Here is a 20,566-nt window from a genome sequence, read left to right as displayed (position 1 = left end):
TTTAATACATAATGCAGCTGCTTACCTCTTTCAATCTGGTGGAGCTGAGGGAAAGGTTTGGAGAGCTTGGGCTTGAATCCTACAGGGCTGCCCAGGTGCTTGACTGGCTTTACAAAAAGTTTGAAACGGATTTTCAGAAGATGACAAACCTTTCAAAGGCTCACAGGGTTCTGCTTTCTGAGCACTTCAGAGTTCATACCCTTGAGGCTGTCGGCAAGGTGTCCACTGAGGACTCGGTTAAATATATATTCAGGACAGAAGATGGCCATATGATAGAAACCGTTCTTATCTTTGAAAGGGACCACCTGACTCTCTGTGTATCCTCTCAGGTTGGCTGTGCGGTGGGTTGCAGGTTCTGTGCCACGGCAAAGGATGGACTTTTGAGAAACCTAACTCCAGCAGAGATAGTTGACCAGTATCTCCTCGTTCAGAGGGAAACGCCAGGCAGGATAAGGAATGTGGTCTTTATGGGTATGGGTGAACCCCTGGCAAACTATGAGGCGGTGAGGAAGGCTGTGGAGATAATGGTGAGCCCCTGGGGGATAGACCTTTCCAAGAGAAGGGTGAGCATATCCACCAGCGGTCTTGTGGCTCAGCTCAGAAAAATGTCAGAGGACCCCCTTATGAGAGAGCTCAACCTTGCCGTTTCTATAAACGCTCCATCCCAAAATCTCAGAGAGTTTCTCATGCCCATAAGCAGGACAAACAGCCTGCAGGAGCTTTTTCATGTCCTCGTAAACTTTCCCTACCCTCCCGACAGAAGGATAATGCTTGAGTATGTGGTAATAAAGGGTATTAACGACTCACCACGGGAAGCCAGAGAACTGGCAGACATGGTAGCTCCTTACAGGAGAAAATTCAAGGTGAACCTCATACCCTACAATCCTGACCCCTCCCTTCCCTTTGAAAGACCATCCCTGGAGAGCGTTTACGCCTTTCAGGAAGTGCTCAGAAGGTATAACATATCCACCTTCATAAGACTGAGCAAGGGTGTTGAAGTTTTTGGAGCCTGTGGGCAGCTCAGGAGCAAAAGGCTTGAGCTTATGGTAAAATAGAACAGGTGCAGTCAATTCCCAGATGGCTCAGGGAGCTTGTAATAGTTATAATAGTGGTCCTCTTTATAAGGGCCTTTCTTGTTCAGGCTTACAACATTCCCTCCGGCTCCATGAAGCCCACGCTTCTCGTGGGTGATTTTATACTTGTCAACAAGCTGGTTTACAGACTTTCTGAACCTCAGAGGGGGGACATAGTGGTTTTCAAATGGCCCATAAACCCCCAGATAGACTTTATAAAAAGAATCATAGGGATGCCTGGGGATACCCTTGAGATAAGGGGTGAGAGGGTTTTCATAAACGGTCAGGAGCTTCCCCTGAGGCTTGTGGAAGAGGTTGTGGAAGACGGGAATTTAAAATTTATATACGAGGAAGCCCTCCCAAACGGAGTAAGACACAGAATAGCCCTATACCAGAATCCCTTTATTCAGAGAAAAGATGTTTACTACGCCAGAATACCTGAGGGGCACTATTTTGTAATGGGAGACAACAGGGATAACAGCGAGGACAGCAGATACTGGGGGCTTCTGCCGAGAGAAAACATTGTGGGGAAGGCTTTTGTTATATACTTTTCTGGTGACATACCGCCCCTTGAGAGCACTGACGTGAGTATATTAACAGGCTTTAAACAGCTATTTCTTGCTCTGCTAAACCCAAGGTTTGAAAGAATAGGCAAACCCATCATATGGTAAGGGGAATACCTGCCATATAAAAGTGCCTTATAGTATGCTTTATGAGAGTTGGATTTATCCCCTTTGCATACATTAAACCCAGTATAAGAGGGGGTAAACTTTCAGGCTCAACGAAAGGCTCTACTATCTTTCCATCTTCCAGATATGCAAACTGATTAAACTCTTCAAGGAAAGATTGAAGCTCTGACGCCTCCATGTTGTCTCTCAAATATGCTACCAGGCTGTTGCATACCTCCAGAACTACCTCTCTATCATTAACTTCAAAAGCTACTGGCAGCAGACCCCTTTCTAGCCTGGCGAAGAGTTCCTTAACTCTTTCCTGAGAGTGCACGGGATTTCCAAACATGGGCAGTATGGAGTCCACCTCTTCCCAATTTATCCGCTTAAGTGCTCTGTTCAGGGTATCCTGTGAGGGTGCCATAAAGCCTGTGTATATGAGAACATCTTCTAAGTCACCCCCCTCTACAGGGTTCAGCTCTTCGTATGTGCAGAGAGAGCTCAGAAACCTGCCCGTGAACAGATAGCCCCTGCTTTCCTCAAGCATGGCAAAACTGCCCCTTTCAGGAAGAAAGGGTAGTGGGACAAATCTGAGCACATCCCCTGTAGCAAGCCTGAGCCTTCTGTTTGGGAAGGATTCAAAAGCCCTTATCCTGGCCTGGGGAATACCGAGGGCTTTTAACCTCTGGGCTATGCTCAGGGAAGTTATCACCAATGCCCTCTGGTTTGACTGAAGCATGCTGAGAATGCCCGAGCATTCATCCACAGCAGAGCCAAGGATTACTACCGCCCTTAAGGCATCCACAGTGCCAATCACCTGCTCCAGCTTTGCCCTTATAAGGATGTAATCCTGCATGGTGCCTATGTTTATCAGCACAGGGACCCTTATGCTTTCCCTTTCATATATACGCAGGTATGAGTTTTTCTGAAGCAATCCACCCTCCTGAGGCACTCCTATCCAGAAAAGTCCATCACCTGTTTCTATGGGCTGGCTCATATCAAGGACAGGCCTTGAAGTTGCAGGCTCCTCCTCTTTTAACCCCACCTGTGTCAAGAGTTGCTCTGGAACATAGCCATAGACAATAGTGGAAAGAAAGTCCCAGTTGTTTTTGTATACGTAGCTCATAACAGCCCTGTCTTCCTCATAAACATCAAGGGTGGTTTTCACATCTTTAGGAATTAGAGTAAGTATTTCCTCCCTGCCACAGCTACTGCCCTTTATAATGCCTTCATGTATGTATATGGTGCAGAAATTCTCTTCATCTTCTATATCTTCTATCAGGAGGGATGAGGTAACGCCCTTACGCAAGAGTTTAAGAAGCACATTGACAGGTCCCGTGGCAGAAAGGGAGGCCACATCCTGAGGCTCCCTGCTCAGGCTGACAATCTTGGTTAAAAGTTCCATAGGGTTGAAGGGTAAAACCACAGAGTTTAAATCTCTCAGTCCATATTTTCTTAATGACTCGGCCTCCTCATAGCTTTCCACGAACAGAACCGGCAATATGTATTTTTCAAGCTCAAGGAGTTTAAACCAGAAGTCTATGTCCTCTGCAGGTAGTATTAAGATTTCAGGCTCCGACACCTTTAAAAGCTCAAAGGCTTTGTTCTCATCAAGTGCTATAAGAAGCTTATGTCCGGTTATGTTGAATATGTCCGCAAGAAGGGAAAAATACTGCTTTTTCTTGTCCAGCAACATACACAGAACACCCATCAATAAACCTCCCCCTTCTGACCTGCTGTTCTCAGAAGCACCAGCTGTTCCCTGAGTATGTTTATTGACTGCACCACCATGAAAAAGGCATGTTCCACATGAAGAAGGGCAGACTGAAAGGAAAGGTCATCCTCAAGAAGTCTGAGCTCTCTGAACCTTCTGTAAAACTCATCCAGGTCTGTGCCGAACTCTAAAAGGGTCTTAAGGGTCTCTTCCGAGAGCTCTATAGCAGTTTTTTTAGTATCCATAGGCTACCTACCTCCTCTCCTTCTGCTCTTGGCATATTATACCTGCTGAAGAGTATTGATTCAACCATTCTGAGCTCATAGCTTTCCATGTTCTCTATCCATAGCCTTGCATTGCCCTCCTCAATGGTATGTTTAAGGATTATGTCCCCCTCCTCATCCATGTAAACGTCTCCACCGCCTGCCATAAAGCCCACTGTGACACAGAGGGTAAGAAAGTTCAGAGCCCCCACGCTCATTCTTGGCTTTTCGGTCCCCCTGTGTATCTTCAGGTATGTGCAAAGGGCAAGACCTACTCTCATAAGGTTTTCTGGCGTAAAAGGATAAAGCCCTATCTTTCCCTGCATGCAGTTTTCTTCAAACAACTTCCCTGACTGCACTCTCTACAGCCTCCTCCAGATTTTCTAAGGCTTTAAGATGCCTGCCTGAGAGAAGGAAGAACTCTTCATTTCCCTTTGTGCCCTTTGGCTTTGACTTTGTCACCCCAGCCACATTAAAGCCGGCAGAGGTTAAAAACTCAGCCACCTTTATGACAGCTTGTTTTTTGTCCTCTTCTCTTTTTACTATACCCTTCCTTACCCTTTCTGGACCCACCTCAAACTGTGGTTTTACAAGCACCAGCAAAATTCCCTCCTCCTTAAGGAATTTTACCACATGGGGGATTATTTTGGTAACCGATATGAAGGATACATCTACGGTTATCAAATCCACTGGCTCAGGTATGTGTTTATCCGTCAATTCCCTTGCATCTGTATCTTCATAGAGAATCACTCTGGGGTCTGACCTGAGCTTTGGGTCCATCTGACCCCGTCCCACATCCACAGCATATACCTTCTCTGCACCAAACATCAAAAGACACTGGGTAAAGCCACCCGTTGAGGAGCCCACATCTATAGCCACCATATCCCTCACATCAAGACCAAACCTGTTTATAGCCCATTCCAGCTTGTATCCTCCCCTGGAAACATACTTTGGAGGCTCTCTGACCTCTACCCTCTGCCCCTCTTTTACTCTTGTTCCTGCCTTCGTGACAGGTTTACCATCCACATACACGAGCCCTGCCATTATCATGGCCTGAGCCTTTTCCCGTGTAGAGACCAAGCCCCTTTCAACAAGATACTGGTCAAGCCTCAAAGCTTTAAAAGATACTTGATGAGATAGAGTATAAAAAGAAGAATAAGTGGGGAAAAGTCAAGCCCACCGGCTGGTGGGACTATTTTCCTTATTGGACTGAGAAGAGGGGCAATGAGGCTGTCAAGCCTTTCATAAAATTTACTTTCTCTTATTTTTGGTATCCAGGAACCCACCGCATGAAGCAGGACAAGGATTATAAGAAGGTTTATAAGGAAGGATAATATACCCTTTATCATTCTACAAGCTCAAGGAGGGCAAGCTCACAACCATCACCCTTTCTCTTTTCTGGTAGCTTTATTATCCTTGTATAGCCTCCATTCCTGTTTTCAAACCTGGGTGCCACCTCTTCAAAAAGCCTTTTCACCACCCTTCTGTCGGGCAGAAGCCTCAGGGCAAGCCTCCTTGATGCCAGGTCCCCCTTCTTACCAAGGCTTATCAACCTCTCCACAAAGGGCTTTACTGCTTTTGCCCTCTGAAGTGATGTCTCTATCCTCTCTTCCATAATAAGAGCCCTTGCAAGGGACCTGTAAAGGGCAAGCCTCTGCTCCTTTGTCCTGTCAAAGTGCTTTTTCTTGACCCTGTGCCTCATCCTTTACCTCCTGCTTTCTATATCCATGCCAAGGTGAAGCCCCATCTGTTTCAGGGCTTCCTTTATCTCGTTTATGGCCTTTCTGCCCACATTCTTCGTGCCCTTGAGGTCTTCTTCTGTGAGCTTTACAAGGTCTCCTATGGTGGATATACCCATCCTCTTTATGGAATTGAGAGCCCTCTGAGAAACATCAAGCTCCTCTATTGGAAGGCTGAGCTTTTCCACAAACTCCTCCACAACCCCAACTGGCTCCTCTATAACTGGCACTTCAAAGGATATGTTCTCAAGAGGGGTGAAGTTTTTCACTATAAGCCCCACCGCTTCCTTAATAACCTCGTCAGGTGTCTTTGTGCCATCTGTGTAGAGCTCCACTATGAGCCTGTCGTAGTCGCTTCTTTTCTCCACCCTTGTCTTTTCAACTCTAAAGGCAACTTGACGAACTGGGGAAAAATCTGCGTCCACAAGTATCCACCCTACTTCTCCAAGAACTTCCATCTCCTCTGTAGGCAGGTATCCAAAACCCTTTTCAATCCTGAGCTCTATGTTGACTTCTCTGTTCGGGTCAGTAATGGTGAGTATTTTCTGGTCTGGGTTTACCACCTCCACACTTGGGGGGAGGCTTATATCTCTCGCATATACAGCACCCTCACCCTTCTTTTTCAGATAGAGCACCTCCACATCAGAGGTGTGCATTTTAAACCTTACCCTTTTGAGGTTTGCTATTATTTCAAGAGTGTCTTCCTGAACACCCTCAACGGATGAGAATTCGTGATACACACCGTATATCTTCACAGCGGTCAGGGCAACGCCCTGTATGGAAGAGAGAAGCGTCCTCCTGAGGGAATTTCCCACAGTTATTCCAAAACCTCTCTCTAAGGGCTCCATCACAAAGCGGCCGTAGGTCTTTGTCCTCTCTTCCCAGTAGACCTTTGAGGGGAAAAGAAACTCTCTAAGCATACTCTTTCCTCCTTAGACCCTTGAGTAGAACTCTATTATGTACTGAAGGTTGACTGGAACCTCCAGCTGAATATCCTTTGGAAGGTCTATGACCTTTCCTCTGAAGTTCTCCTTGTCCAGCTCAAGCCAGGGTGGAACACTTCTCGGGTCTATGTTTTCCAGATTTTCCAGAACCTGTGCTATATCTCTGGAAGAGGGCTTTAGCTCTATTATGTCTCCCACCTCAACCCTGTAAGAGGGTATGTCCACCTTTCTGCCGTTTACCAGAAAGTGTCCGTGGGAAATCCACTGTCTTGCCTGTCTTCTTGTGCTTGCAAAGCCAAGCCTGTATACCACGTTGTCAAGCCTTCTCTCCAGAAGCTGGAGAAGAACCTGTCCTGTGTTGCCCTTGGAGCGTGATGCCTCGTCAAAATATTTCCTGAACTGCTTCTCCCTGAGACCTCCGTACAGGAACTTGAGCTTCTGCTTTTCCATAAGCCTTATGCCGTATTCGGTAAGCTTCTTCCTCCTGCCTTTTACCCTTCCATGCTGGCCTGGGGGAAAGTTCCTTCTTGCCAGGGTTTTGGGAGCACTCTTTTTCCCTGATACTACCACGCCGAGCTTTCTGTCAATTCTTACCTGAGGTCCCATATACCTGCCCATGCTTCAAACCCTCCTCTTAGCAGGTGGTCTGCATCCGTTATGGGGTATGGGTGTTATATCCCTTATTGCCTTTATCTTTATGCCTGCGGCATAGATGGCTCTCAGAGCAGATTCTCTTCCAGCTCCTGCCCCTTTAACTCTCACTTCTGCTTCCTGAAGCCCATATTCCTGAACTGCCCTCTTTGCAGCCTTCTGAGCGGCAAGCTGTGCTGCATAGGGCGTGCTTTTCCTCGTTCCCTTAAAGCCCACAGTTCCACCACTTTCCCAGACAAGCACATTGCCCTGCTTATCGCTTATGGTTATTATGGTGTTGTTGAAGGTGCTCAGTATGTGAACTATTCCTTCCGTTACGGTTTTTTTCTGCTTTTTGGGCTGTTGTTGCCTTCTCGCCATAAATTACCTCCTTACTTTGCTATCTTTTTCTTTGTGCCACCAACTGTTTTCCTCTTACCCTTTCTGGTTCTTGAGTTGGTCCTTGTCTGCTGACCCCTAACGGGCAGGCCCTTTACATGCCTCATACCCCTGTAGCATCCCATGTCTATGAGCTTCTTTATGCTCATCTGCACTTCCCTTCTGAGGTCACCCTCTACCGTGTAGTTCTGTTCTATAAACTTCCTTATGGTGTTTAGCTCCTCGGGTGTTAGCTCTCCCAGTCTCTTTGTGCCCTGTATGCCGGTTTTTTCACATATCTCCTTTGCCCTTGCCCAGCCTATACCATACAGGTATGTGAGGGCAACTTCCAGCTTTTTACCATCTGGAAGGTCAACTCCAGCTATCCTTGCCATATCTTACCTCCTTAACTACCCTGTCTTTGCTTGTGCTTTGGGTTTTCGCATATGACCATAACTCTTCCCTTTCTCCTTATCACCTTACACTTGGCGCATATTGGCTTGACAGAAGGTTTTACCTTCATGCTAACCTCCTTGTAAGCAGAAAATTATAGCACAAAATCATCCCCTGTAGACTATCCTCCCGCGGGTGAGGTCATAGGGAGAGAGTTCCACCTTCACCTTATCACCGGGCAGTATCCTTATGAAGTGTATCCTCATCTTGCCAGAGACGTGGGCAAGCACCTCATGGCCCGTTTCCAGCTTTACCCTGAACATGGCGTTGGGGAGGGCTTCAAGAACCTCACCTTCAAGCACTATACCCTTTTCCTTCTGCTTCTCTTCTCCTTTCTTCTTAGCCATTCTTAAACTCCGTGAGCACTATGGGCCCCTGCTTGGTTATGGCCACCACATACTCATAGTGGGCTGCGGGGCTTCCGTCTGCGGTTATCACCGTCCATCTGTCGCCATTGTGTGATATCTCTTCTGTCCCGAGGGAGAGCATGGGTTCAAGGGCAACCACCATGCCCTGTCTCAGCTTGTAGTCCTTCTTTTCCTGTTTTAGGGTCTCAGGATGGTTGGGTATGAAGGGGTCCTCGTGAACCTTCCTCCCTATACCGTGCCCACCGAGGTTTTTGAGAGGGTAGACGCCATACTTTTTTGCCACCCTGTGTATGGCTTCCACTATATCTGAAACCCAGTTGCCCGGTATACATACCCTTACCGCCTCCTGAAGGGCTTCCCTTGTAGCCTTCATGAGCATTTCCTTTTCTTTGCTTATCTCTCCAACCGCTACAGTGAGAGCAGAGTCCCCCGCGTATCCTTCCACATAGGCTCCGAAGTCCAGGCTGACTATATCACCCTCCTTTATTACCTGTTCCTTTTTAGGCAAACCGTGGACTACCGCCTCGTTCACGGAGACACACAGGCTTGCCGGAAACTTCTCGTTGCTGAAGGGTGGCTTGTAGTTGAGAAAGGCAGGCTTTGCACCTCTCTTCTTTGCCTCTTCTCTCGCTATAAGGTCAAGCTCGTAGGTGGATACGCCGGGTCTTACAAACTTCGCCACCGCCTGCAATACCTCAACCACCACATCGCAGGCTCTCTTTATCTTCTCTATCTCCTTAAAAGAATATAGCTCAACCGCCATTCTTTAGCACCTCTAAAAGCCTTCTGTTTACCTCCTGTATATCCTGTGCTGCATTCAGTCTTATCAATTTATCCCTCTGCTGATAAAATTCAACGAGAGGTCTTGTCTGGTCCGTGTATACCCTGTATCTCTTTCTGACTATCTCCTCTCTGTCATCCTCCCTCTGGACGAGCCTTCCGCCACAAAGGTCGCATATACCCTCCTCCTTGGGAGGGTTATACTTTATGTGGTATACGGCACCACACTGGGAGCACGTGAGCCTACCAGAGAGCCTCTCCACTACTACCTCTTCTGGAAGGTCAAAGAGAAAAACCCAGCTTAGCCCCTTTCCATGTTTCTGCAGCATATCATCAAGTGCTTCAGCCTGTGGCACTGTTCTTGGAAATCCATCAAGTATAAAACCGCCCTCCTGAGGCATCACCTCCTCTATGAGTGCTATCATAAGGCTGTCAGGGACAAGCTCCCCCCTGTCCATGTATTCCTTTGCTTTAATGCCAAGCTCTGTCTGGTTCTTGACCGCCTCTCTGAGGATGTCACCGGTGGATATGTGCACAAGACCCAGCTCCTGAGAGAGTTTTTTTGCCTGCGTCCCCTTGCCAGAGCCTGGTGGTCCAAGGAACACCACTATCATCTTACCTTCCTCCTATACTTGGTATACTTTTGCTGGAGGAGCTGAGCCTCGAGCTTGTTTATAGTGTCAAGGGCTACACCCACCACGATAAGGGCAGTTGTTCCTCCAAAGTAGAAAGGAACATTTAGCCAGAGACTTATGAAGATGGGCACTATAGCCACCACGCTCAGGAAGATGGCACCCACAAGGGCAAGCCTGTTAATGATGTATTCCAGGCTCTTCTGGGTATCCTGACCCGGTCTTATGCCCGGGATGAAGGCTCCAGCCTTTTTGAGGTTGTCTGCCACATCCACCGGGTTTATGATCACCGCTGTATAAAAGTAGGTGAAGAAGATTATGAAGGCTATGTAGAGGATGTTGTAGGGGAGTGTTGTGGGGTTGAAGGCATCATGCATAGCTCTGGCTATGGGGTGCTGTATGAAACCGAGAACTGTGGAAGGAATTATAAGAAGGGACTGAGCGAAGATTATGGGTATTACACCTGCGGGGTTTATCTTTATGGGAAGGTAGCTGGAGGAGCCCATAACCTCCTGTCTTCCCACCTGTCTTCTCGGATACTGTATGGGTATCCTTCTTTCTGCTTCCTGAATAAAGACTATGCCCACAACCACCGCTATAATGAAGATGATGGTGCCCACAAAGGCAAAGGGGGAGATATCACCGTTTCTGAGCATATCCCAAACCCTTATGCCAGCACTGGGGAAACCTGCCACTATACCGGCGAATATGAGAAGGGACATACCATTACCAATACCCTTCTCCGTTATCCTGTCGCCCACCCACACGAGAAACATGGTGGAGGAAACGAGGGCTATTATGGTGGTTATGGAAAAGAGAATTCCAGCATCTGGCACTATGGGGGTTCCCTTTGGCGAGACCTGCCCCTGCAGCCAGACAGCTATACCTATGGACTGAACAAAGGCAACAAGGAGGGTGAGATACCTCGTATACTGGTTTATCTTATACCTTCCATAATCACCTTCTTCCTTGGCAAGCCTCTGAAGCTCCGGCACCGCCACCGTAAGAAGCTGCATCATTATGGAGGCAGATATGTAGGGCATGACTCCCAAGGCGAAAAGAGTCATCCTGCTCAGGTTTCCTCCAGAGAAGATATCGTAAAGGTAGAAGAGGGTTCCCTGAAAGCTCTTGAAAAAATCCTGAAGGGCTGTTGTGTCTATGCCGGGCAGCGGAATATGACTGCCAAGCCTGTATATGGCAAGCATAAAAAGTGTGTAAAGGAGCCTCTTTTTGAAGTCCTCAAGGGAAAAAAGCTGTTTTATGTACTCTATCACCTTACCTCCTCGCAGACCCCGCCGAGGGATTCAATCTTCTGCCTTGCAGACTGAGAAAAGGCGTGGGCTCTTACCTTCAGAGCCTTTGTAAGCTCTCCATCTCCCAGCACCTTGACGGGCATCCCTTTTCTTACAAGCCCCTTTTCCAGTAGAGTTTCCGGGCTAACTTCCTGACCAGCTTCAAAGTATCTTTCAAGGGTCTTTAGGTTAACCACCGCATACTCTATCCTGTTTACAGGTCTGAAACCTCTCTTTGGCACTCTTTTGTGAAGGGGCGTCTGACCACCCTCAAACCAGGAGGGAAGTCTCCTGTCTCCTGACCTGGTTTTCTGCCCCTTATGACCCTTACCACAGGTCTTTCCCAGCCCAGAACCTATACCTCTTCCCACTCGTTTCCTTTCCTTTGTTGATCCTTCCTTCGGTGCAAGCTCATGCAGTTTCATTCCTTGACCTCCTCTACCTGAAGAAGATGAAGCGCCTTGCGTATGTTCCCCCTTACCATGGGGTTATCTTCAAGCAGGACTTCCTGGCCTACCTTTTTAAGCCCTAGGCTTTTTACGGCCTTTACCTGAGCCTCGGGCTTTCCTGCAAGACCTCTGACAAGTTTCACCTTAAGCCTGGCCATTACACTCCTCCTCAGGGTATACGAAGGTCTCTTGCGTATATGTGGTAGCGCTTCTTTATGAGCTCGGGGTCTATACCCCTCTCCTTTGCCACCTCTTCGGCAGACCTGAGCTTGAGAAGGGCGTCAAAGACAGCCCTTACCACATTGTTGGGGTTCGTGCTCCCTTGAAGTTTTGTGAGCACGTCCGTATAGCCTGCCAGCTCAAAGATGGGTTTTGCAGCGCCACCTGCCACAATACCTGTCCCCCGCCTTGCAGGTATAACCTTTATCATGGTGGGGCCGTAATGACCCACCACATCGTGGGGGACGGTTCCGTTTTCTATAGGGACCCTTATGAGGTGCTTTCTTCCATCCTCTATCGCCTTCGCAATGGCTATTGGCACTTCCCTCGCCTTTCCAAGTCCAAAACCCACAAAGCCTCTCTTGTCCCCTACTATAACCAGAGCACTGAAGGAAAACCTCTTTCCACCCTTGGTTACCCTTGTGGTTCTCTTGGCGTATATGAGCCTTTCCTCTATCTGCAGCTGGTCCTCAAGCTCTGCTATTCTCTGGTCTCTTCTCTTATTGTCAATGAGCTTTTCAATTGATACACCACCCATATCTGCCTCCTTTAGAATTCAAGACCAAGCTCTCTGCATTTATCTGCAAAGGCCTTTATCTTTCCATGGTAAAGAAAACCACCTCTGTCAAAGACCACCTTTCTTATGCCCTTTTCCATAGCCTTCTTTACCAGTATCTCGGCCACTTTCTGCACATCCTCTATGGACTTTCCTCCTCTCTTACCGGCAAGCTGTAGGAACTCCGGGTCTATGGAAGAGGCAGAAACCAGCGTTCTTGACTGGCCCCCAGAGTCATCAATCAGCTGAGCGTAGAAGGCATTCAGGCTCCTGTAAACGCTGAGCCTTGGTCTTTCTGGAGTTCCCACGATTTTCTTTCTTATCCTCTTGTGCCTTCTTTCTCGCTTTTCATGCCTGCCGAGCTTTGCCATAGCTTACCTCCTTACTTCTTGCCGCCTTTGCCCTTTCCTGCCGCCTTTCCAGCCTTGAGCCTGAGCACCTCACCCTCGTATCTTATGCCTTTGCCCTTGTATACGTTGGGTTTTCTGAAGGCCCTAATCTGGGCGCATACCTGCCCTACCCTTTCCTTGTTTATACCGCTGACGTATATTTTGTTTTCTTTTACCTCTATCCTTACGTCTGAAGGTATGGGATAAACCACAGGGTGTGAGAGTCCAAGGCTCAGCTCAAGGTTGTTTCCCTTGACTGCAGCTCTGTATCCAAGACCAACCACCTCAAGCACTTTTGTAAAGCCTTCGGTAACACCCTTTATCATATTTCTTATGAGTGCAGCGGTTGTGCCGTGCATGGCCCTGTGAAAGGGCTGGTCAGAGGGTCTAGTTACCCTTACGGTGTTTCCCTCCAGACTGACCTCCATATCTGGATGTAGCTTCATTGAAAGCTTGCCTTTAGGTCCTTCAACTCTGAGCTCACCATCCTGAAGGCTCACCTTAACACCCTGGGGGATTTCAATGGGTTTCTTGCCTATCCTTGACATGTCTGCACCTCACCATACATAGGCTAATATCTCCCCACCCTTGCCCAGCCTTCTGGCATCATGGTCTGTTATGAGACCTGAGTCGGTGGAGAGTATGGCTACGCCAAAACCCCTCTGAACGTGAGGGATTCTGTGCTTGGGAGTGTATATTCTCCTTCCAGGCTTTGAAACTTTCTGAAGCTCCGATATGGCGTTCCTTTCCTTCTTGGGGTCAAGATACTTGAGATGAACCCTCAGTATATACTGGGTGCCCTTCTTACCCTCCTGGAGTCTTTCCCATCCTTTTATGTAGCCTTCCTTCTTGAGAAGCTCAAGTATGGACTCTTTCAGCCTTGAAGAGGGGATGTCCACGTAATCCATCCTTCTCCTTATTGCGTTCTTTATGGCGGAGAACATGTCTGCCACTGGGTCCATATCTTACCTCCTTACCAGCTGGACTTTTTAATGCCTGGAAGTTCGCCCTTTAGGGCGAGCTCCCTGAAACACAGTCTACACATACCAAACTGTCTTATAAAGCCTCTTGGCCTGCCACAAAGAGGACATCTGTTCTTCTGCCGGACCGCATACTTGGGAAAATGCATTACATCCTTTGCCACCTTTGCCTTTCTTGCCATGTTAACCTCCTGCACTCCTAATGGGAAGCCCCAGCAGCGCCAGAAGCCAGAAAGCCTCCTCATCACTCTTTGCGGTAGTCTGAATGATTATGTCCATACCCCTTATGGCATCCACCTTTTCATAATCAATCTCTGGAAAAACTATCTGCTCCCCAATTCCAAAGGCGTAGTTTCCCCTTCCATCAAAGGACCTGGGGTTAAGCCCCTTAAAATCCTTCACCCTTGGAAGGGCCACACATATGAGCTTATCAAGAAAGTCCCACATCCTTTCCTTTCTCAGCGTAACCTTGAGACCAACGGGCATACCCTTTCTAAGCTTAAAGCCAGCCTCTGATTTCTTTGCCCTTCTTACCGCCGGTTGCTGACCTGTTATGGCCCTCAGGTCTTCCATGGCCCTTTCAAGGTGCTTTATGTCTCCAACCGCCTCACCTACGCCCATATTTACCACCACCTTAACTATTCTGGGGACTTCCATGGGGTTTTTGTAGCCGAAGCGGTTTATCAGCTGCGGAACCACCTCTTCCCTGTACTTGTTGTAAAGCCTTGATACATACCTGGTTTCTACGCTCATGCTTCAACCCTCACTTTCTCTCTTATAAGGTCGATGTTTTCCTTACACTTTTTGCAGAACCTGTATTTCCTCAGAGTATCACCTTCCCTGAGCGTTCTTATGCCTACCCTTGTGGGCCTTTCGCACTTGGGGCATATGAGCATTACATTGCTTATGTGGAGAGGAGCTTCTATCTCGTATATGCCACCTTCTCTCACGTTGGGTATTTCCTTGAGGTGTTTTTTCACCAGGTTAACATCCTTTACTATCACTCTGTTTTCTTCCCTGAGAACCTTTATGACCTCACCAGTTTTTCCCTTCTCCTTTCCTCTCAGAACAACCACTGTGTCGCCCTTCTTTATCCTCTGAGCCATCACACCACCTCCGGAGCAAGAGATGCCAGTTTGGTAAAGCCCCTGTTTCTGACCTCCCTGGCTATTGGCCCAAGTATGCGCGTGCCCAGAGGCTCTCCATATTGATTGAGAAGAACCACCGCATTGTCATCAAACTTTATGTAGCTGCCATCGGAACGCCTTACTTCTTTCTTTGTCCTTACCACCACCGCTCTGTAGACCTTGCCCTTTTTTGCCGGGCTGTTGGGTGCGGCAACCTTTACTGTGACAGTTACCACATCACCCACTGTGGCATACTTCCTCGGGGCGTAGGGTATGCCTATAATCTGAACCCTCTTGGCCCCCGAGTTATCCGCAACATTTGCATAACCCTGTCGCTGTATCATAGTCTTCCACCTCTGTTATAAGCTAAAAATTATACCACAAGTAAGCCCCTGTTGAAGAACTGGAGCTATCTAACCAAGGCTGTTTATTTTAATCTATAGAAGGGGCTTCTGTCAAGTGGTAAAGGCATAGACCCGTAATCAGGCTACATCAACGGGCTTATAAGAAGTTTCAGGCGTCCGCAGAGTGGGTTATACTTTCTTTCTTATGAGGGTAATTCTCTTCTCAGGCAAGGGTGGCGTTGGCAAAACCACCATATCAGCCGCAACCGCCTACAGGCTTTCAAGCCTCGGCTACAGAACCATCGTGGTTTCCCTTGACCCAGCACACAGCCTTGGGGATGCCTTTGATGTGCCAGAAGAGGAAAAGACCAGGGCAAAGGGACTGCCCATAAAAATCTCGGATAACCTCCACATACAGGAGATAGACATACAGGAGGAAGTGGACAGATACTGGGGTGATGTTTACAGGTTCCTGGAGCTTCTCTTCAACACCACTGGGCTTGATGAGGTTGTTTCTGAAGAGCTTGCCATACTTCCCGGCATGGAGGAGGTAACAAGCCTCCTGTATGTGAACAAATATTACAGAGAGAGGGAGTTTGATGCCCTTGTTCTTGACCTCCCTCCCACCGGCGAATCCCTGAGGTTTGTTTCTATGCCAACGGTTCTCAAGTGGTATATGAGAAAGATATTCAACGTGGAGAGGACCATTCTCAAGGTGGCAAGACCTGTAGCAAGGAGGCTTACGGATGTCCCAATACCAGACGATGAGTATTTCAGGGCTCTTGAGAACTTCTACGAAAAGCTAAAGGGTGTGGATGAGATTCTTGTTGACCCGGATGTAACCTCCGTCAGGCTCGTGGCAAACCCTGAAAAGATGGTTCTCAAAGAGAGCCAGAGAGCCTTTATGTATTTTAACCTCTTTGGGGTGAATGTGGATGCTGTTGTGGTTAACAAGGTTCTGCCTTCCTCTGTAGAAGGATGTGAACACTTTTCAAGGTGGGTGCTCACTCAGAGAAGATACCTTGAGGATATGCAGGCACTCTTCTACCCAGTTCCTGTGTTTACAGTTCCTCTCATGGAGGATGAGGTGGTGGGTGAGGAAAGGCTCAGGATTCTCTCAGACCTTATATACGGTGATACAGACCCTGCAAGGGTATTTCACAGAGAAAAACCCTACGAGTTTATAGAGCAGGATGGTGAATACATGGTCAGGCTGAGAGCCCCTTTCCTCACAAAGGAGGGACTCTCCGTCCTTAAGAGCGAGGGTGAGATTGTTATAAGGTGGAAGAACTTTAAGAGTCATATCTTGCTCCCCAGAAAGCTCAGGGACTATGAACCCAAGGGTGCAAAGATTGAAGAGGGATACCTTAAGGTCTTTCTCTCAAGAACTTAGTAGAAAGTCCCTTATCCTTCTCAGGTCTTCCACGAATTCCTTCTCAGCGCCCGGGTTTCTGAGAATGTAAGCAGGGTGGTAGGTGAGAAGGACCTTTATTCTTCTGTCGTAGGGGTAGTCAAAAAAGTTCCCTCTGTGTTTTGTTATTGGTAGTGATTTTCCCAGTATACCCTCAAGCGCTGTAGCGCCCAGACATACTACGAGCTTTGGGTTTATTATTTCTATTTCCTTTCTCAGGTAAGGCAGACAGGACTGCATCTCTTTTGCAGTAGGCTTTCTGTTGCCCGGAGGCCTGGACTTTACCACATTGGTTATGTAAACATCCTCTCGCCTGAGCCCCACCTCCTCAAGTTTCTGGTTAAGATACCTGCCAGCTCTTCCCACAAAAGGTCTTCTTAGCTGGTCCTCCTCTTCTCCTGGGGCTTCTCCTACAAAGACAACGGGCGAGTAAGGGTTGCCTTCTCCAAAAACATAACCGCTTGCACCCTCATAAAGGACGCACTTTTTTTCATCCACAATTTTCCTGTAGAGGTCACCAAGAAGTTCCTTCCTGTCCTTTTCCCGCACCGCTTGTGCTTCCCTACTCTGTGGTTTGCTTGCAGGAATGTTTACACTTTCAGTGTAAAGAACATCAAAACCAATCTTCTCCAGAGCCCTGAGGGTTGCCTGAAGCTTATATCTTTCCATTAGCTTAATTATAGCAGGGGACCCAGTCGGGTCCCCGGGAGGAGGGCGTCCTCTCCCCCTCTTACTCCTCCCAGCCTTATGAGAAACCATCCTGATGCTGGAAATTATAGAGATGTAAGCCTTAATTTATCAAGTCGCACAATGTAGCGTGATTGTCACTAACAGTGTCACGAAAGCACTGAAATATATGATTTAAATCATATATATTTGTATCCCATCCTCCTGTTAAAATATCAACGGAATGCTGCCTATCATAAGTCTCAGCCTCTTTGTCTTCTGGCTTGTATCTTTTCCAATGGGTGGCCCTCTCCTTCATGACATTGGCTATTTCCCTTTTTTCTCCTGGGACACATATCTGGTTTTTTCCTCATAGCCTCAATAAAGGGATTCTTTCTCAGAACTTTCCCCTTTTTTATTCCAGCTACTGCTATATTAACTGCCTTTTTCCCAGTGTCCGACCAAACTCTCAGACCTTTACTTATGCTGCTCATTGGCTTTCTATCTTCCAGTCTTGCGGTGTATGTGGGGGTAATTCTGACAAATAGTGTTCAAAAAAAGGATATTCTTGGTCTGGGGATAGGAAATATCGCCATGGTTTTTCTCTCAAACATACCTGTAAGGGAAAATTATAAGTTTTTAATTTTAAGTATTGCACCAGTTCTGAGTCTTACTAAGAAATCTTTTGAAATTTCCTCTGAAAATATACCTCTTAGCTTATGGCTAAGATTTTTACCGGGCGTCTTTATTCTCTACCTCACGGGAGGTCTTATGTATGGTGTGCTTATGGAAGCCTACCGTAAGGAGGCCCTTCTGTATGGTATTGAGGTCATTTTCTACGCATCTGCTGTATTTCTGTGTGTAATCCTGCTGAAGGATTGGGATGAAAATCTACTGATTCTTTCCGTGGTTTCCTTTGCCCTGGGATACTTTCTGATGCATACGGGTAATGGTCTTGGTTTAAACCTTGCCATGTATGCGGTCCAGATAGGTTTTGGTTTTGCTGATGTATTTCTACTTTATACCTTGATAAAGCTCAGAAATCCCATAAAGGCATTTCCTGTTGGTTTTGGAGTTGTTTGCAGTGCTATTCTTGTGGGCTATTTCCTCTTTAAAATTATGGAAGACACAAGAAGTCTTATAGCTTTAGGGAATCTTATACTCGTGGGTTTTTCTGTATACTTAGTGCATGCAAACAGAGCTAATAGAAGAGGTTTGGAGGAGGTTTCTCAGAAGTCAGAGGATGTCCATGCAATTGAAAATATACCTCATACCCAGAAAAGTGCCTCGCCGGAAGGTTTTTTGCAGGAGCTATGCAGGAAAAGGCAAGCTTATAAAAAGACGCTTTCTAAGAGAGAGAGGGAAGTGGTTCTACTACTGCTTGAGGGTCTCAGCAACGAGGAAATAGGTCAATATCTCGGTATATCAACCTCAAGCGTTAGAGAATACTTGAGAAGAGCTACAGAAAAGCTTAGCATTGGTAGAGAAGAATTGGTTTCCATGTATGAAGAGTGGAAGAAAAACTTAGAAACGTAGATTATTTTTTGAAAAGGTCCTCCAGCCATGACCTTTCAAAGCACTTTACACCTTCTTCGTAGGACTGGCTTTTCTCAAGACAGCTCTTTATTCCATCAAGTCTCCTTACACCCAGATTCTTACACACGCTCCAGAAGTATCTGCAGTATTCTTTGTCCCTGAGTGGATTCGTCTGGCATCTCTGAGAGTCATCCTGAGCCCACACAAGAGCACCAAAAGTCAGGCTGAAAAATATAAAGAGTAGCTTCATATCTGTGCAGGGAAACTTTTTCTGTATTTTTCCCACTCCTGTGGAAACTTCTGCATAGTCTGGCGTATGAGCCTTCCGGCCACAGCCCCAAGCCCGCATATGGAGGTGGGTTGTATGTATGAGTTTACAAACTCAAAGCCTGCCCACTCCCTTTCATCTGCATGGTTGTGAAGTATCCTCTCAAGTAGATATGCCTGCTCGTGGGTTCCAACCCTGCAGGGCGTGCACTGACCACAGCTCTCATGGGCGTAAAACTCCGCCACCCAGAGACACGCCTGAACTATGTCATCCTCCTCTGTAAGCACTATAACCGTGCCCGTTCCACCAAAGCCAAAGGGTGAGTAGTCCATGGGTGTATCCAGCTCCTCCGTAGAAAAGCAGTCAAGGGCTCCAGAAAAGACGGCCTTTACCTTTTTGTTTCCTATCGTTCCACCCGCATACTTGAAGATGACCTCTCTCAGAGTTGTGTTCATAGGAAGCTCGTAAACCCCCGGCTTTTTGACCTTTCCACTGACGGGGAAAAGCTTTGGTCCCGGATAGTCGCTCGGTCCTATGTAGCGGTATTCTTCCCAGCCCATACCCACTATAAGGGGAATATTGCAGAGGGTCTCCACGTTGTTTACCACCGTGGGCCTTCCAAAAAGACCATACTGAACTGGAAAAGGAGGCTTTATCCTCGGAAAACCCCTTTTACCTTCAAGAGACTCAATAAGAGCGCTTTCCTCTCCGCAAATGTAGGCGCCTGCACCTCTTGCCACATAAATTTCAAGGTCAAAGCCAGAACCCAGAATATTTTTCCCCAGAAAGCCCTTCTTCTTTGCCTCTTCTATGGCATCTCTGAGGATGTAATAGCCCGCCGGATACTCGCCCCTTATGTATATGAAGGCCTGGTTGGCACCTATGGCATAGGCGGATATTATCATACCCTCTATCAGAAGATGAGGGTCTCTCTCCATGAGTATTCTGTCTTTAAAGGTGCCGGGTTCAGATTCGTCTGCATTGCATATGAGGTATCTGGGAGCTGGGTTCTGCACCGCAAACTTCCACTTTCTTCCTGTGGGAAAACCCGCACCACCCCTTCCTCTGAGCTGGCTTCTGTCAACCCAGTCTACTATTTCTTCCGGTTTCATGTTGAGAGCTTTCTCCAGAGCCTGATACCCACCGTCTTTGAGATATTCCTCTATGGTGTGAACTCTTGGCTTTTTTGCCCTCTTGAGCAAAAGGTTGAGGGTAGTCTCTGCGTATATATCAGGTGTAACGGGATAGGACCTCATGGAGCTTCTCCTTTGATTCAAACTTGTAGGTGTCTTCGTCCACCATAAAACACGGTGCTTCCGAGCATGCACCTATACACTGCACACCTATTAATTTGAACCTTCCGTCTTTGGTTACCTCGCCGGGTGATATACCTAGGAGTTCATTTATGGCTCCGAGCACTTTTTTTGAGTCCATAAGGTTGCAGACAACGCTTACGCATACCCTTATCCTGTGTCTGGCAGGCTCTCCCCTGTCAAACATGTCATAAAAAGAGACCACGTTTTCCACATGATTCAGCGGAACTTCTAAGAGCCTTGCCACCTCCTCGAGAGCAAAGAAGGGGATGTGTCCGTAGTGGTCCTGAACTTCGTGAAGACAGATAAGAACAGCCTGCTCCTTTCTTGGGAAGTAGTCTGCATGCTCTCTCAACTTCTGCATTAACTCCTCA

At 47.3% G+C, this 20,566-nt stretch carries 34 protein-coding genes; 4 read left to right on the top strand and 30 right to left on the bottom strand.

What is annotated here, in order from left to right; all coding sequences use genetic code 11:
• Positions 1-11 precede the first annotated feature (11 nt).
• Together rlmN and lepB are read left to right on the top strand one after the other, a co-directional pair.
• Positions 12-1,055: a dual-specificity RNA methyltransferase RlmN gene (rlmN, locus tag ACKRDP_RS03715; protein ID WP_409153409.1), complete on the top strand. Its 1,044-nt coding sequence runs from the start codon at positions 12-14 to the stop codon at positions 1,053-1,055.
• A 5-nt stretch (positions 1,056-1,060) separates the two neighbouring features.
• Positions 1,061-1,744: a signal peptidase I gene (gene lepB, locus ACKRDP_RS03710; protein ID WP_409153408.1), complete on the top strand. Its 684-nt coding sequence runs from the start codon at positions 1,061-1,063 to the stop codon at positions 1,742-1,744.
• On the opposite strand, the gene ACKRDP_RS03705 is transcribed toward lepB, so the two are convergent.
• From ACKRDP_RS03705 to rplN, 25 genes are read right to left on the bottom strand one after another with little or no spacing between them, the layout of a single operon-like run.
• Positions 1,734-3,452 carry an oxygen-binding di-iron domain-containing protein gene (locus tag ACKRDP_RS03705; protein ID WP_409153407.1) on the bottom strand — a complete coding sequence of 573 codons (1,719 nt, stop codon included), beginning with the start codon at positions 3,450-3,452 and terminating at the stop codon, positions 1,734-1,736. The two genes, lepB and ACKRDP_RS03705, sit on opposite strands and share 11 nt — an antisense overlap.
• On the bottom strand, positions 3,452-3,700 hold the full coding sequence (locus ACKRDP_RS03700; protein WP_409153406.1) for a hypothetical protein: 249 nt from the start codon (positions 3,698-3,700) through the stop codon (positions 3,452-3,454). Before ACKRDP_RS03700 ends, ACKRDP_RS03705 begins: the two co-directional genes overlap by 1 nt.
• Positions 3,676-4,044, bottom strand: coding sequence for a hypothetical protein (locus ACKRDP_RS03695; RefSeq protein WP_409153405.1), 369 nt, complete (start codon positions 4,042-4,044; stop codon positions 3,676-3,678). Before ACKRDP_RS03695 ends, ACKRDP_RS03700 begins: the two co-directional genes overlap by 25 nt.
• Before the next feature lie 10 nt (positions 4,045-4,054).
• Positions 4,055-4,831 (bottom strand): TlyA family RNA methyltransferase, encoded by a 777-nt coding sequence (locus ACKRDP_RS03690; protein WP_409153404.1) that lies wholly within the window; start codon positions 4,829-4,831, stop codon positions 4,055-4,057.
• Positions 4,828-5,067, bottom strand: a complete 240-nt coding sequence (locus ACKRDP_RS03685) for a YggT family protein (protein WP_409153403.1) — start codon at positions 5,065-5,067, stop codon at positions 4,828-4,830. The genes ACKRDP_RS03690 and ACKRDP_RS03685 overlap by 4 nt, the downstream gene beginning before the upstream one ends.
• On the bottom strand, positions 5,064-5,420 hold the full coding sequence (gene rplQ, locus ACKRDP_RS03680) for a 50S ribosomal protein L17 (protein ID WP_409153402.1): 357 nt from the start codon (positions 5,418-5,420) through the stop codon (positions 5,064-5,066). Before rplQ ends, ACKRDP_RS03685 begins: the two co-directional genes overlap by 4 nt.
• Before the next feature lie 3 nt (positions 5,421-5,423).
• On the bottom strand, positions 5,424-6,377 hold the full coding sequence (locus ACKRDP_RS03675; protein ID WP_409153401.1) for a DNA-directed RNA polymerase subunit alpha: 954 nt from the start codon (positions 6,375-6,377) through the stop codon (positions 5,424-5,426).
• 12 nt (positions 6,378-6,389) lie between these two features.
• A complete protein-coding gene (gene rpsD / locus ACKRDP_RS03670) occupies positions 6,390-7,019 on the bottom strand; it encodes a 30S ribosomal protein S4 (RefSeq protein WP_409153400.1) in 630 nt (209 codons plus the stop codon).
• Between the two features lie 3 nt (positions 7,020-7,022).
• Positions 7,023-7,412: a 30S ribosomal protein S11 gene (gene rpsK, locus ACKRDP_RS03665; protein ID WP_409153399.1), complete on the bottom strand. Its 390-nt coding sequence runs from the start codon at positions 7,410-7,412 to the stop codon at positions 7,023-7,025.
• Between the two features lie 11 nt (positions 7,413-7,423).
• A complete protein-coding gene (gene rpsM / locus ACKRDP_RS03660; protein WP_409153398.1) occupies positions 7,424-7,804 on the bottom strand; it encodes a 30S ribosomal protein S13 in 381 nt (126 codons plus the stop codon).
• An 11-nt stretch (positions 7,805-7,815) separates the two neighbouring features.
• Complete coding sequence (gene rpmJ, locus ACKRDP_RS03655; RefSeq protein WP_173833230.1) at positions 7,816-7,932, bottom strand: 50S ribosomal protein L36; 117 nt, start codon at positions 7,930-7,932, stop codon at positions 7,816-7,818.
• A gap of 37 nt (positions 7,933-7,969) precedes the next feature.
• Positions 7,970-8,209: a translation initiation factor IF-1 gene (gene infA / locus ACKRDP_RS03650; RefSeq protein ID WP_173833229.1), complete on the bottom strand. Its 240-nt coding sequence runs from the start codon at positions 8,207-8,209 to the stop codon at positions 7,970-7,972.
• Positions 8,202-8,993 (bottom strand): type I methionyl aminopeptidase, encoded by a 792-nt coding sequence (gene map / locus ACKRDP_RS03645; RefSeq protein ID WP_409153397.1) that lies wholly within the window; start codon positions 8,991-8,993, stop codon positions 8,202-8,204. Before map ends, infA begins: the two co-directional genes overlap by 8 nt.
• Entirely contained in the window at positions 8,983-9,624 is a 642-nt protein-coding gene (locus tag ACKRDP_RS03640) for an adenylate kinase (RefSeq protein WP_409153396.1), read from the bottom strand. Before ACKRDP_RS03640 ends, map begins: the two co-directional genes overlap by 11 nt.
• Positions 9,621-10,916 (bottom strand): preprotein translocase subunit SecY, encoded by a 1,296-nt coding sequence (gene secY / locus ACKRDP_RS03635; protein ID WP_409153395.1) that lies wholly within the window; start codon positions 10,914-10,916, stop codon positions 9,621-9,623. Before secY ends, ACKRDP_RS03640 begins: the two co-directional genes overlap by 4 nt.
• Positions 10,913-11,359 (bottom strand): 50S ribosomal protein L15, encoded by a 447-nt coding sequence (gene rplO, locus ACKRDP_RS03630; RefSeq protein ID WP_409153394.1) that lies wholly within the window; start codon positions 11,357-11,359, stop codon positions 10,913-10,915. The genes secY and rplO overlap by 4 nt, the downstream gene beginning before the upstream one ends.
• Positions 11,356-11,541, bottom strand: a complete 186-nt coding sequence (rpmD, locus tag ACKRDP_RS03625) for a 50S ribosomal protein L30 (protein ID WP_409153393.1) — start codon at positions 11,539-11,541, stop codon at positions 11,356-11,358. Before rpmD ends, rplO begins: the two co-directional genes overlap by 4 nt.
• Positions 11,542-11,552: 11 nt before the next feature.
• A complete protein-coding gene (gene rpsE, locus ACKRDP_RS03620) occupies positions 11,553-12,140 on the bottom strand; it encodes a 30S ribosomal protein S5 (RefSeq protein WP_409153392.1) in 588 nt (195 codons plus the stop codon).
• Positions 12,141-12,151: 11 nt separating this feature from the next.
• Positions 12,152-12,529 (bottom strand): 50S ribosomal protein L18, encoded by a 378-nt coding sequence (gene rplR, locus ACKRDP_RS03615; protein ID WP_409153391.1) that lies wholly within the window; start codon positions 12,527-12,529, stop codon positions 12,152-12,154.
• Positions 12,530-12,540: 11 nt separating this feature from the next.
• Positions 12,541-13,095, bottom strand: a complete 555-nt coding sequence (gene rplF, locus ACKRDP_RS03610) for a 50S ribosomal protein L6 (protein ID WP_409153390.1) — start codon at positions 13,093-13,095, stop codon at positions 12,541-12,543.
• 9 nt (positions 13,096-13,104) lie between these two features.
• Positions 13,105-13,509, bottom strand: a complete 405-nt coding sequence (gene rpsH, locus ACKRDP_RS03605) for a 30S ribosomal protein S8 (RefSeq protein ID WP_409153389.1) — start codon at positions 13,507-13,509, stop codon at positions 13,105-13,107.
• Between the two features lie 11 nt (positions 13,510-13,520).
• Positions 13,521-13,709: a type Z 30S ribosomal protein S14 gene (locus ACKRDP_RS03600; protein WP_409153388.1), complete on the bottom strand. Its 189-nt coding sequence runs from the start codon at positions 13,707-13,709 to the stop codon at positions 13,521-13,523.
• 1 nt (position 13,710) lies between these two features.
• On the bottom strand, positions 13,711-14,280 hold the full coding sequence (rplE, locus tag ACKRDP_RS03595) for a 50S ribosomal protein L5 (RefSeq protein ID WP_409153387.1): 570 nt from the start codon (positions 14,278-14,280) through the stop codon (positions 13,711-13,713).
• The gene (gene rplX / locus ACKRDP_RS03590; protein ID WP_409153386.1) at positions 14,277-14,633 is read right to left on the bottom strand and encodes a 50S ribosomal protein L24; all 357 of its coding nucleotides are present in this window, start codon (positions 14,631-14,633) and stop codon (positions 14,277-14,279) included. The genes rplE and rplX overlap by 4 nt, the downstream gene beginning before the upstream one ends.
• The gene (gene rplN, locus ACKRDP_RS03585) at positions 14,633-14,998 is read right to left on the bottom strand and encodes a 50S ribosomal protein L14 (protein ID WP_409153385.1); all 366 of its coding nucleotides are present in this window, start codon (positions 14,996-14,998) and stop codon (positions 14,633-14,635) included. Before rplN ends, rplX begins: the two co-directional genes overlap by 1 nt.
• A 205-nt stretch (positions 14,999-15,203) precedes the next feature.
• Between rplN and ACKRDP_RS03580 the strand changes: the two genes are divergently transcribed.
• Positions 15,204-16,391: a TRC40/GET3/ArsA family transport-energizing ATPase gene (locus ACKRDP_RS03580; RefSeq protein ID WP_409153384.1), complete on the top strand. Its 1,188-nt coding sequence runs from the start codon at positions 15,204-15,206 to the stop codon at positions 16,389-16,391.
• Here the strand turns inward: ACKRDP_RS03580 and ACKRDP_RS03575 are convergent.
• Both ACKRDP_RS03575 and ACKRDP_RS03570 read right to left on the bottom strand, forming a co-directional pair.
• Positions 16,380-17,078 carry a uracil-DNA glycosylase gene (locus tag ACKRDP_RS03575; RefSeq protein ID WP_409153383.1) on the bottom strand — a complete coding sequence of 233 codons (699 nt, stop codon included), beginning with the start codon at positions 17,076-17,078 and terminating at the stop codon, positions 16,380-16,382. The two genes, ACKRDP_RS03580 and ACKRDP_RS03575, sit on opposite strands and share 12 nt — an antisense overlap.
• 260 nt (positions 17,079-17,338) lie before the next feature.
• Positions 17,339-17,569 carry a hypothetical protein gene (locus ACKRDP_RS03570; protein ID WP_409153382.1) on the bottom strand — a complete coding sequence of 77 codons (231 nt, stop codon included), beginning with the start codon at positions 17,567-17,569 and terminating at the stop codon, positions 17,339-17,341.
• Between the two features lie 277 nt (positions 17,570-17,846).
• Between ACKRDP_RS03570 and ACKRDP_RS03565 the strand changes: the two genes are divergently transcribed.
• The gene (locus ACKRDP_RS03565; protein ID WP_409153381.1) at positions 17,847-18,611 is read left to right on the top strand and encodes a helix-turn-helix transcriptional regulator; all 765 of its coding nucleotides are present in this window, start codon (positions 17,847-17,849) and stop codon (positions 18,609-18,611) included.
• Between the two features lies 1 nt (position 18,612).
• Here ACKRDP_RS03565 and ACKRDP_RS03560 read toward each other — a convergent pair whose 3' ends face one another.
• Genes ACKRDP_RS03560 through nuoE form a run of 3 tightly spaced genes read right to left on the bottom strand, consistent with a single transcriptional unit; the run spans position 18,613 to position 20,556 of the window.
• On the bottom strand, positions 18,613-18,861 hold the full coding sequence (locus ACKRDP_RS03560; RefSeq protein ID WP_409153380.1) for a hypothetical protein: 249 nt from the start codon (positions 18,859-18,861) through the stop codon (positions 18,613-18,615).
• A complete protein-coding gene (locus ACKRDP_RS03555; protein ID WP_409153379.1) occupies positions 18,858-20,135 on the bottom strand; it encodes a complex I 51 kDa subunit family protein in 1,278 nt (425 codons plus the stop codon). The genes ACKRDP_RS03560 and ACKRDP_RS03555 overlap by 4 nt, the downstream gene beginning before the upstream one ends.
• Positions 20,110-20,556 (bottom strand): NADH-quinone oxidoreductase subunit NuoE, encoded by a 447-nt coding sequence (gene nuoE, locus ACKRDP_RS03550; protein ID WP_409153378.1) that lies wholly within the window; start codon positions 20,554-20,556, stop codon positions 20,110-20,112. Before nuoE ends, ACKRDP_RS03555 begins: the two co-directional genes overlap by 26 nt.
• Between the last annotated feature and the right edge of the window lie 10 nt (positions 20,557-20,566).

The organism is Pampinifervens navoyensis (assembly GCF_046159715.1).
GTDB lineage: Bacteria > Aquificota > Aquificia > Aquificales > Aquificaceae > Pampinifervens.
This window is presented reverse-complemented; position numbering and strand designations above follow the sequence as displayed.

Coding starts and splice junctions, on each gene's coding strand:
- ACKRDP_RS03685 (WP_409153403.1), bottom strand. CDS start 5,067: ATGATAAAGGGTATATTATCCTTCCTTATAAACCTTCTTATAATCCTT.
- rplX (WP_409153386.1), bottom strand. CDS start 14,633: ATGGCTCAGAGGATAAAGAAGGGCGACACAGTGGTTGTTCTGAGAGGA.
- rpmJ (WP_173833230.1), bottom strand. CDS start 7,932: ATGAAGGTAAAACCTTCTGTCAAGCCAATATGCGCCAAGTGTAAGGTG.
- rplQ (WP_409153402.1), bottom strand. CDS start 5,420: ATGAGGCACAGGGTCAAGAAAAAGCACTTTGACAGGACAAAGGAGCAG.
- nuoE (WP_409153378.1), bottom strand. CDS start 20,556: ATGCAGAAGTTGAGAGAGCATGCAGACTACTTCCCAAGAAAGGAGCAG.
- rpsD (WP_409153400.1), bottom strand. CDS start 7,019: ATGGGCAGGTATATGGGACCTCAGGTAAGAATTGACAGAAAGCTCGGC.
- ACKRDP_RS03640 (WP_409153396.1), bottom strand. CDS start 9,624: ATGATAGTGGTGTTCCTTGGACCACCAGGCTCTGGCAAGGGGACGCAG.
- rpsE (WP_409153392.1), bottom strand. CDS start 12,140: ATGGGTGGTGTATCAATTGAAAAGCTCATTGACAATAAGAGAAGAGAC.
- ACKRDP_RS03560 (WP_409153380.1), bottom strand. CDS start 18,861: ATGAAGCTACTCTTTATATTTTTCAGCCTGACTTTTGGTGCTCTTGTG.
- ACKRDP_RS03565 (WP_409153381.1), top strand. CDS start 17,847: ATGTATGGTGTGCTTATGGAAGCCTACCGTAAGGAGGCCCTTCTGTAT.
- rpsM (WP_409153398.1), bottom strand. CDS start 7,804: ATGGCAAGGATAGCTGGAGTTGACCTTCCAGATGGTAAAAAGCTGGAA.
- ACKRDP_RS03570 (WP_409153382.1), bottom strand. CDS start 17,569: ATGAGCAGCATAAGTAAAGGTCTGAGAGTTTGGTCGGACACTGGGAAA.
- ACKRDP_RS03695 (WP_409153405.1), bottom strand. CDS start 4,044: ATGCAGGGAAAGATAGGGCTTTATCCTTTTACGCCAGAAAACCTTATG.
- map (WP_409153397.1), bottom strand. CDS start 8,993: ATGGCGGTTGAGCTATATTCTTTTAAGGAGATAGAGAAGATAAAGAGA.
- rplE (WP_409153387.1), bottom strand. CDS start 14,280: ATGAGCGTAGAAACCAGGTATGTATCAAGGCTTTACAACAAGTACAGG.
- ACKRDP_RS03555 (WP_409153379.1), bottom strand. CDS start 20,135: ATGAGGTCCTATCCCGTTACACCTGATATATACGCAGAGACTACCCTC.
- rplO (WP_409153394.1), bottom strand. CDS start 11,359: ATGAAACTGCATGAGCTTGCACCGAAGGAAGGATCAACAAAGGAAAGG.
- rplR (WP_409153391.1), bottom strand. CDS start 12,529: ATGGCAAAGCTCGGCAGGCATGAAAAGCGAGAAAGAAGGCACAAGAGG.
- ACKRDP_RS03580 (WP_409153384.1), top strand. CDS start 15,204: ATGAGGGTAATTCTCTTCTCAGGCAAGGGTGGCGTTGGCAAAACCACC.
- ACKRDP_RS03675 (WP_409153401.1), bottom strand. CDS start 6,377: ATGCTTAGAGAGTTTCTTTTCCCCTCAAAGGTCTACTGGGAAGAGAGG.
- ACKRDP_RS03700 (WP_409153406.1), bottom strand. CDS start 3,700: ATGGATACTAAAAAAACTGCTATAGAGCTCTCGGAAGAGACCCTTAAG.
- ACKRDP_RS03600 (WP_409153388.1), bottom strand. CDS start 13,709: ATGGCAAGAAAGGCAAAGGTGGCAAAGGATGTAATGCATTTTCCCAAG.
- ACKRDP_RS03705 (WP_409153407.1), bottom strand. CDS start 3,452: ATGGGTGTTCTGTGTATGTTGCTGGACAAGAAAAAGCAGTATTTTTCC.
- rlmN (WP_409153409.1), top strand. CDS start 12: ATGCAGCTGCTTACCTCTTTCAATCTGGTGGAGCTGAGGGAAAGGTTT.
- rpsH (WP_409153389.1), bottom strand. CDS start 13,509: ATGGACCCAGTGGCAGACATGTTCTCCGCCATAAAGAACGCAATAAGG.
- infA (WP_173833229.1), bottom strand. CDS start 8,209: ATGGCTAAGAAGAAAGGAGAAGAGAAGCAGAAGGAAAAGGGTATAGTG.
- rpmD (WP_409153393.1), bottom strand. CDS start 11,541: ATGGCCAGGCTTAAGGTGAAACTTGTCAGAGGTCTTGCAGGAAAGCCC.
- rplF (WP_409153390.1), bottom strand. CDS start 13,095: ATGTCAAGGATAGGCAAGAAACCCATTGAAATCCCCCAGGGTGTTAAG.
- ACKRDP_RS03575 (WP_409153383.1), bottom strand. CDS start 17,078: ATGGAAAGATATAAGCTTCAGGCAACCCTCAGGGCTCTGGAGAAGATT.
- rplN (WP_409153385.1), bottom strand. CDS start 14,998: ATGATACAGCGACAGGGTTATGCAAATGTTGCGGATAACTCGGGGGCC.
- rpsK (WP_409153399.1), bottom strand. CDS start 7,412: ATGGCGAGAAGGCAACAACAGCCCAAAAAGCAGAAAAAAACCGTAACG.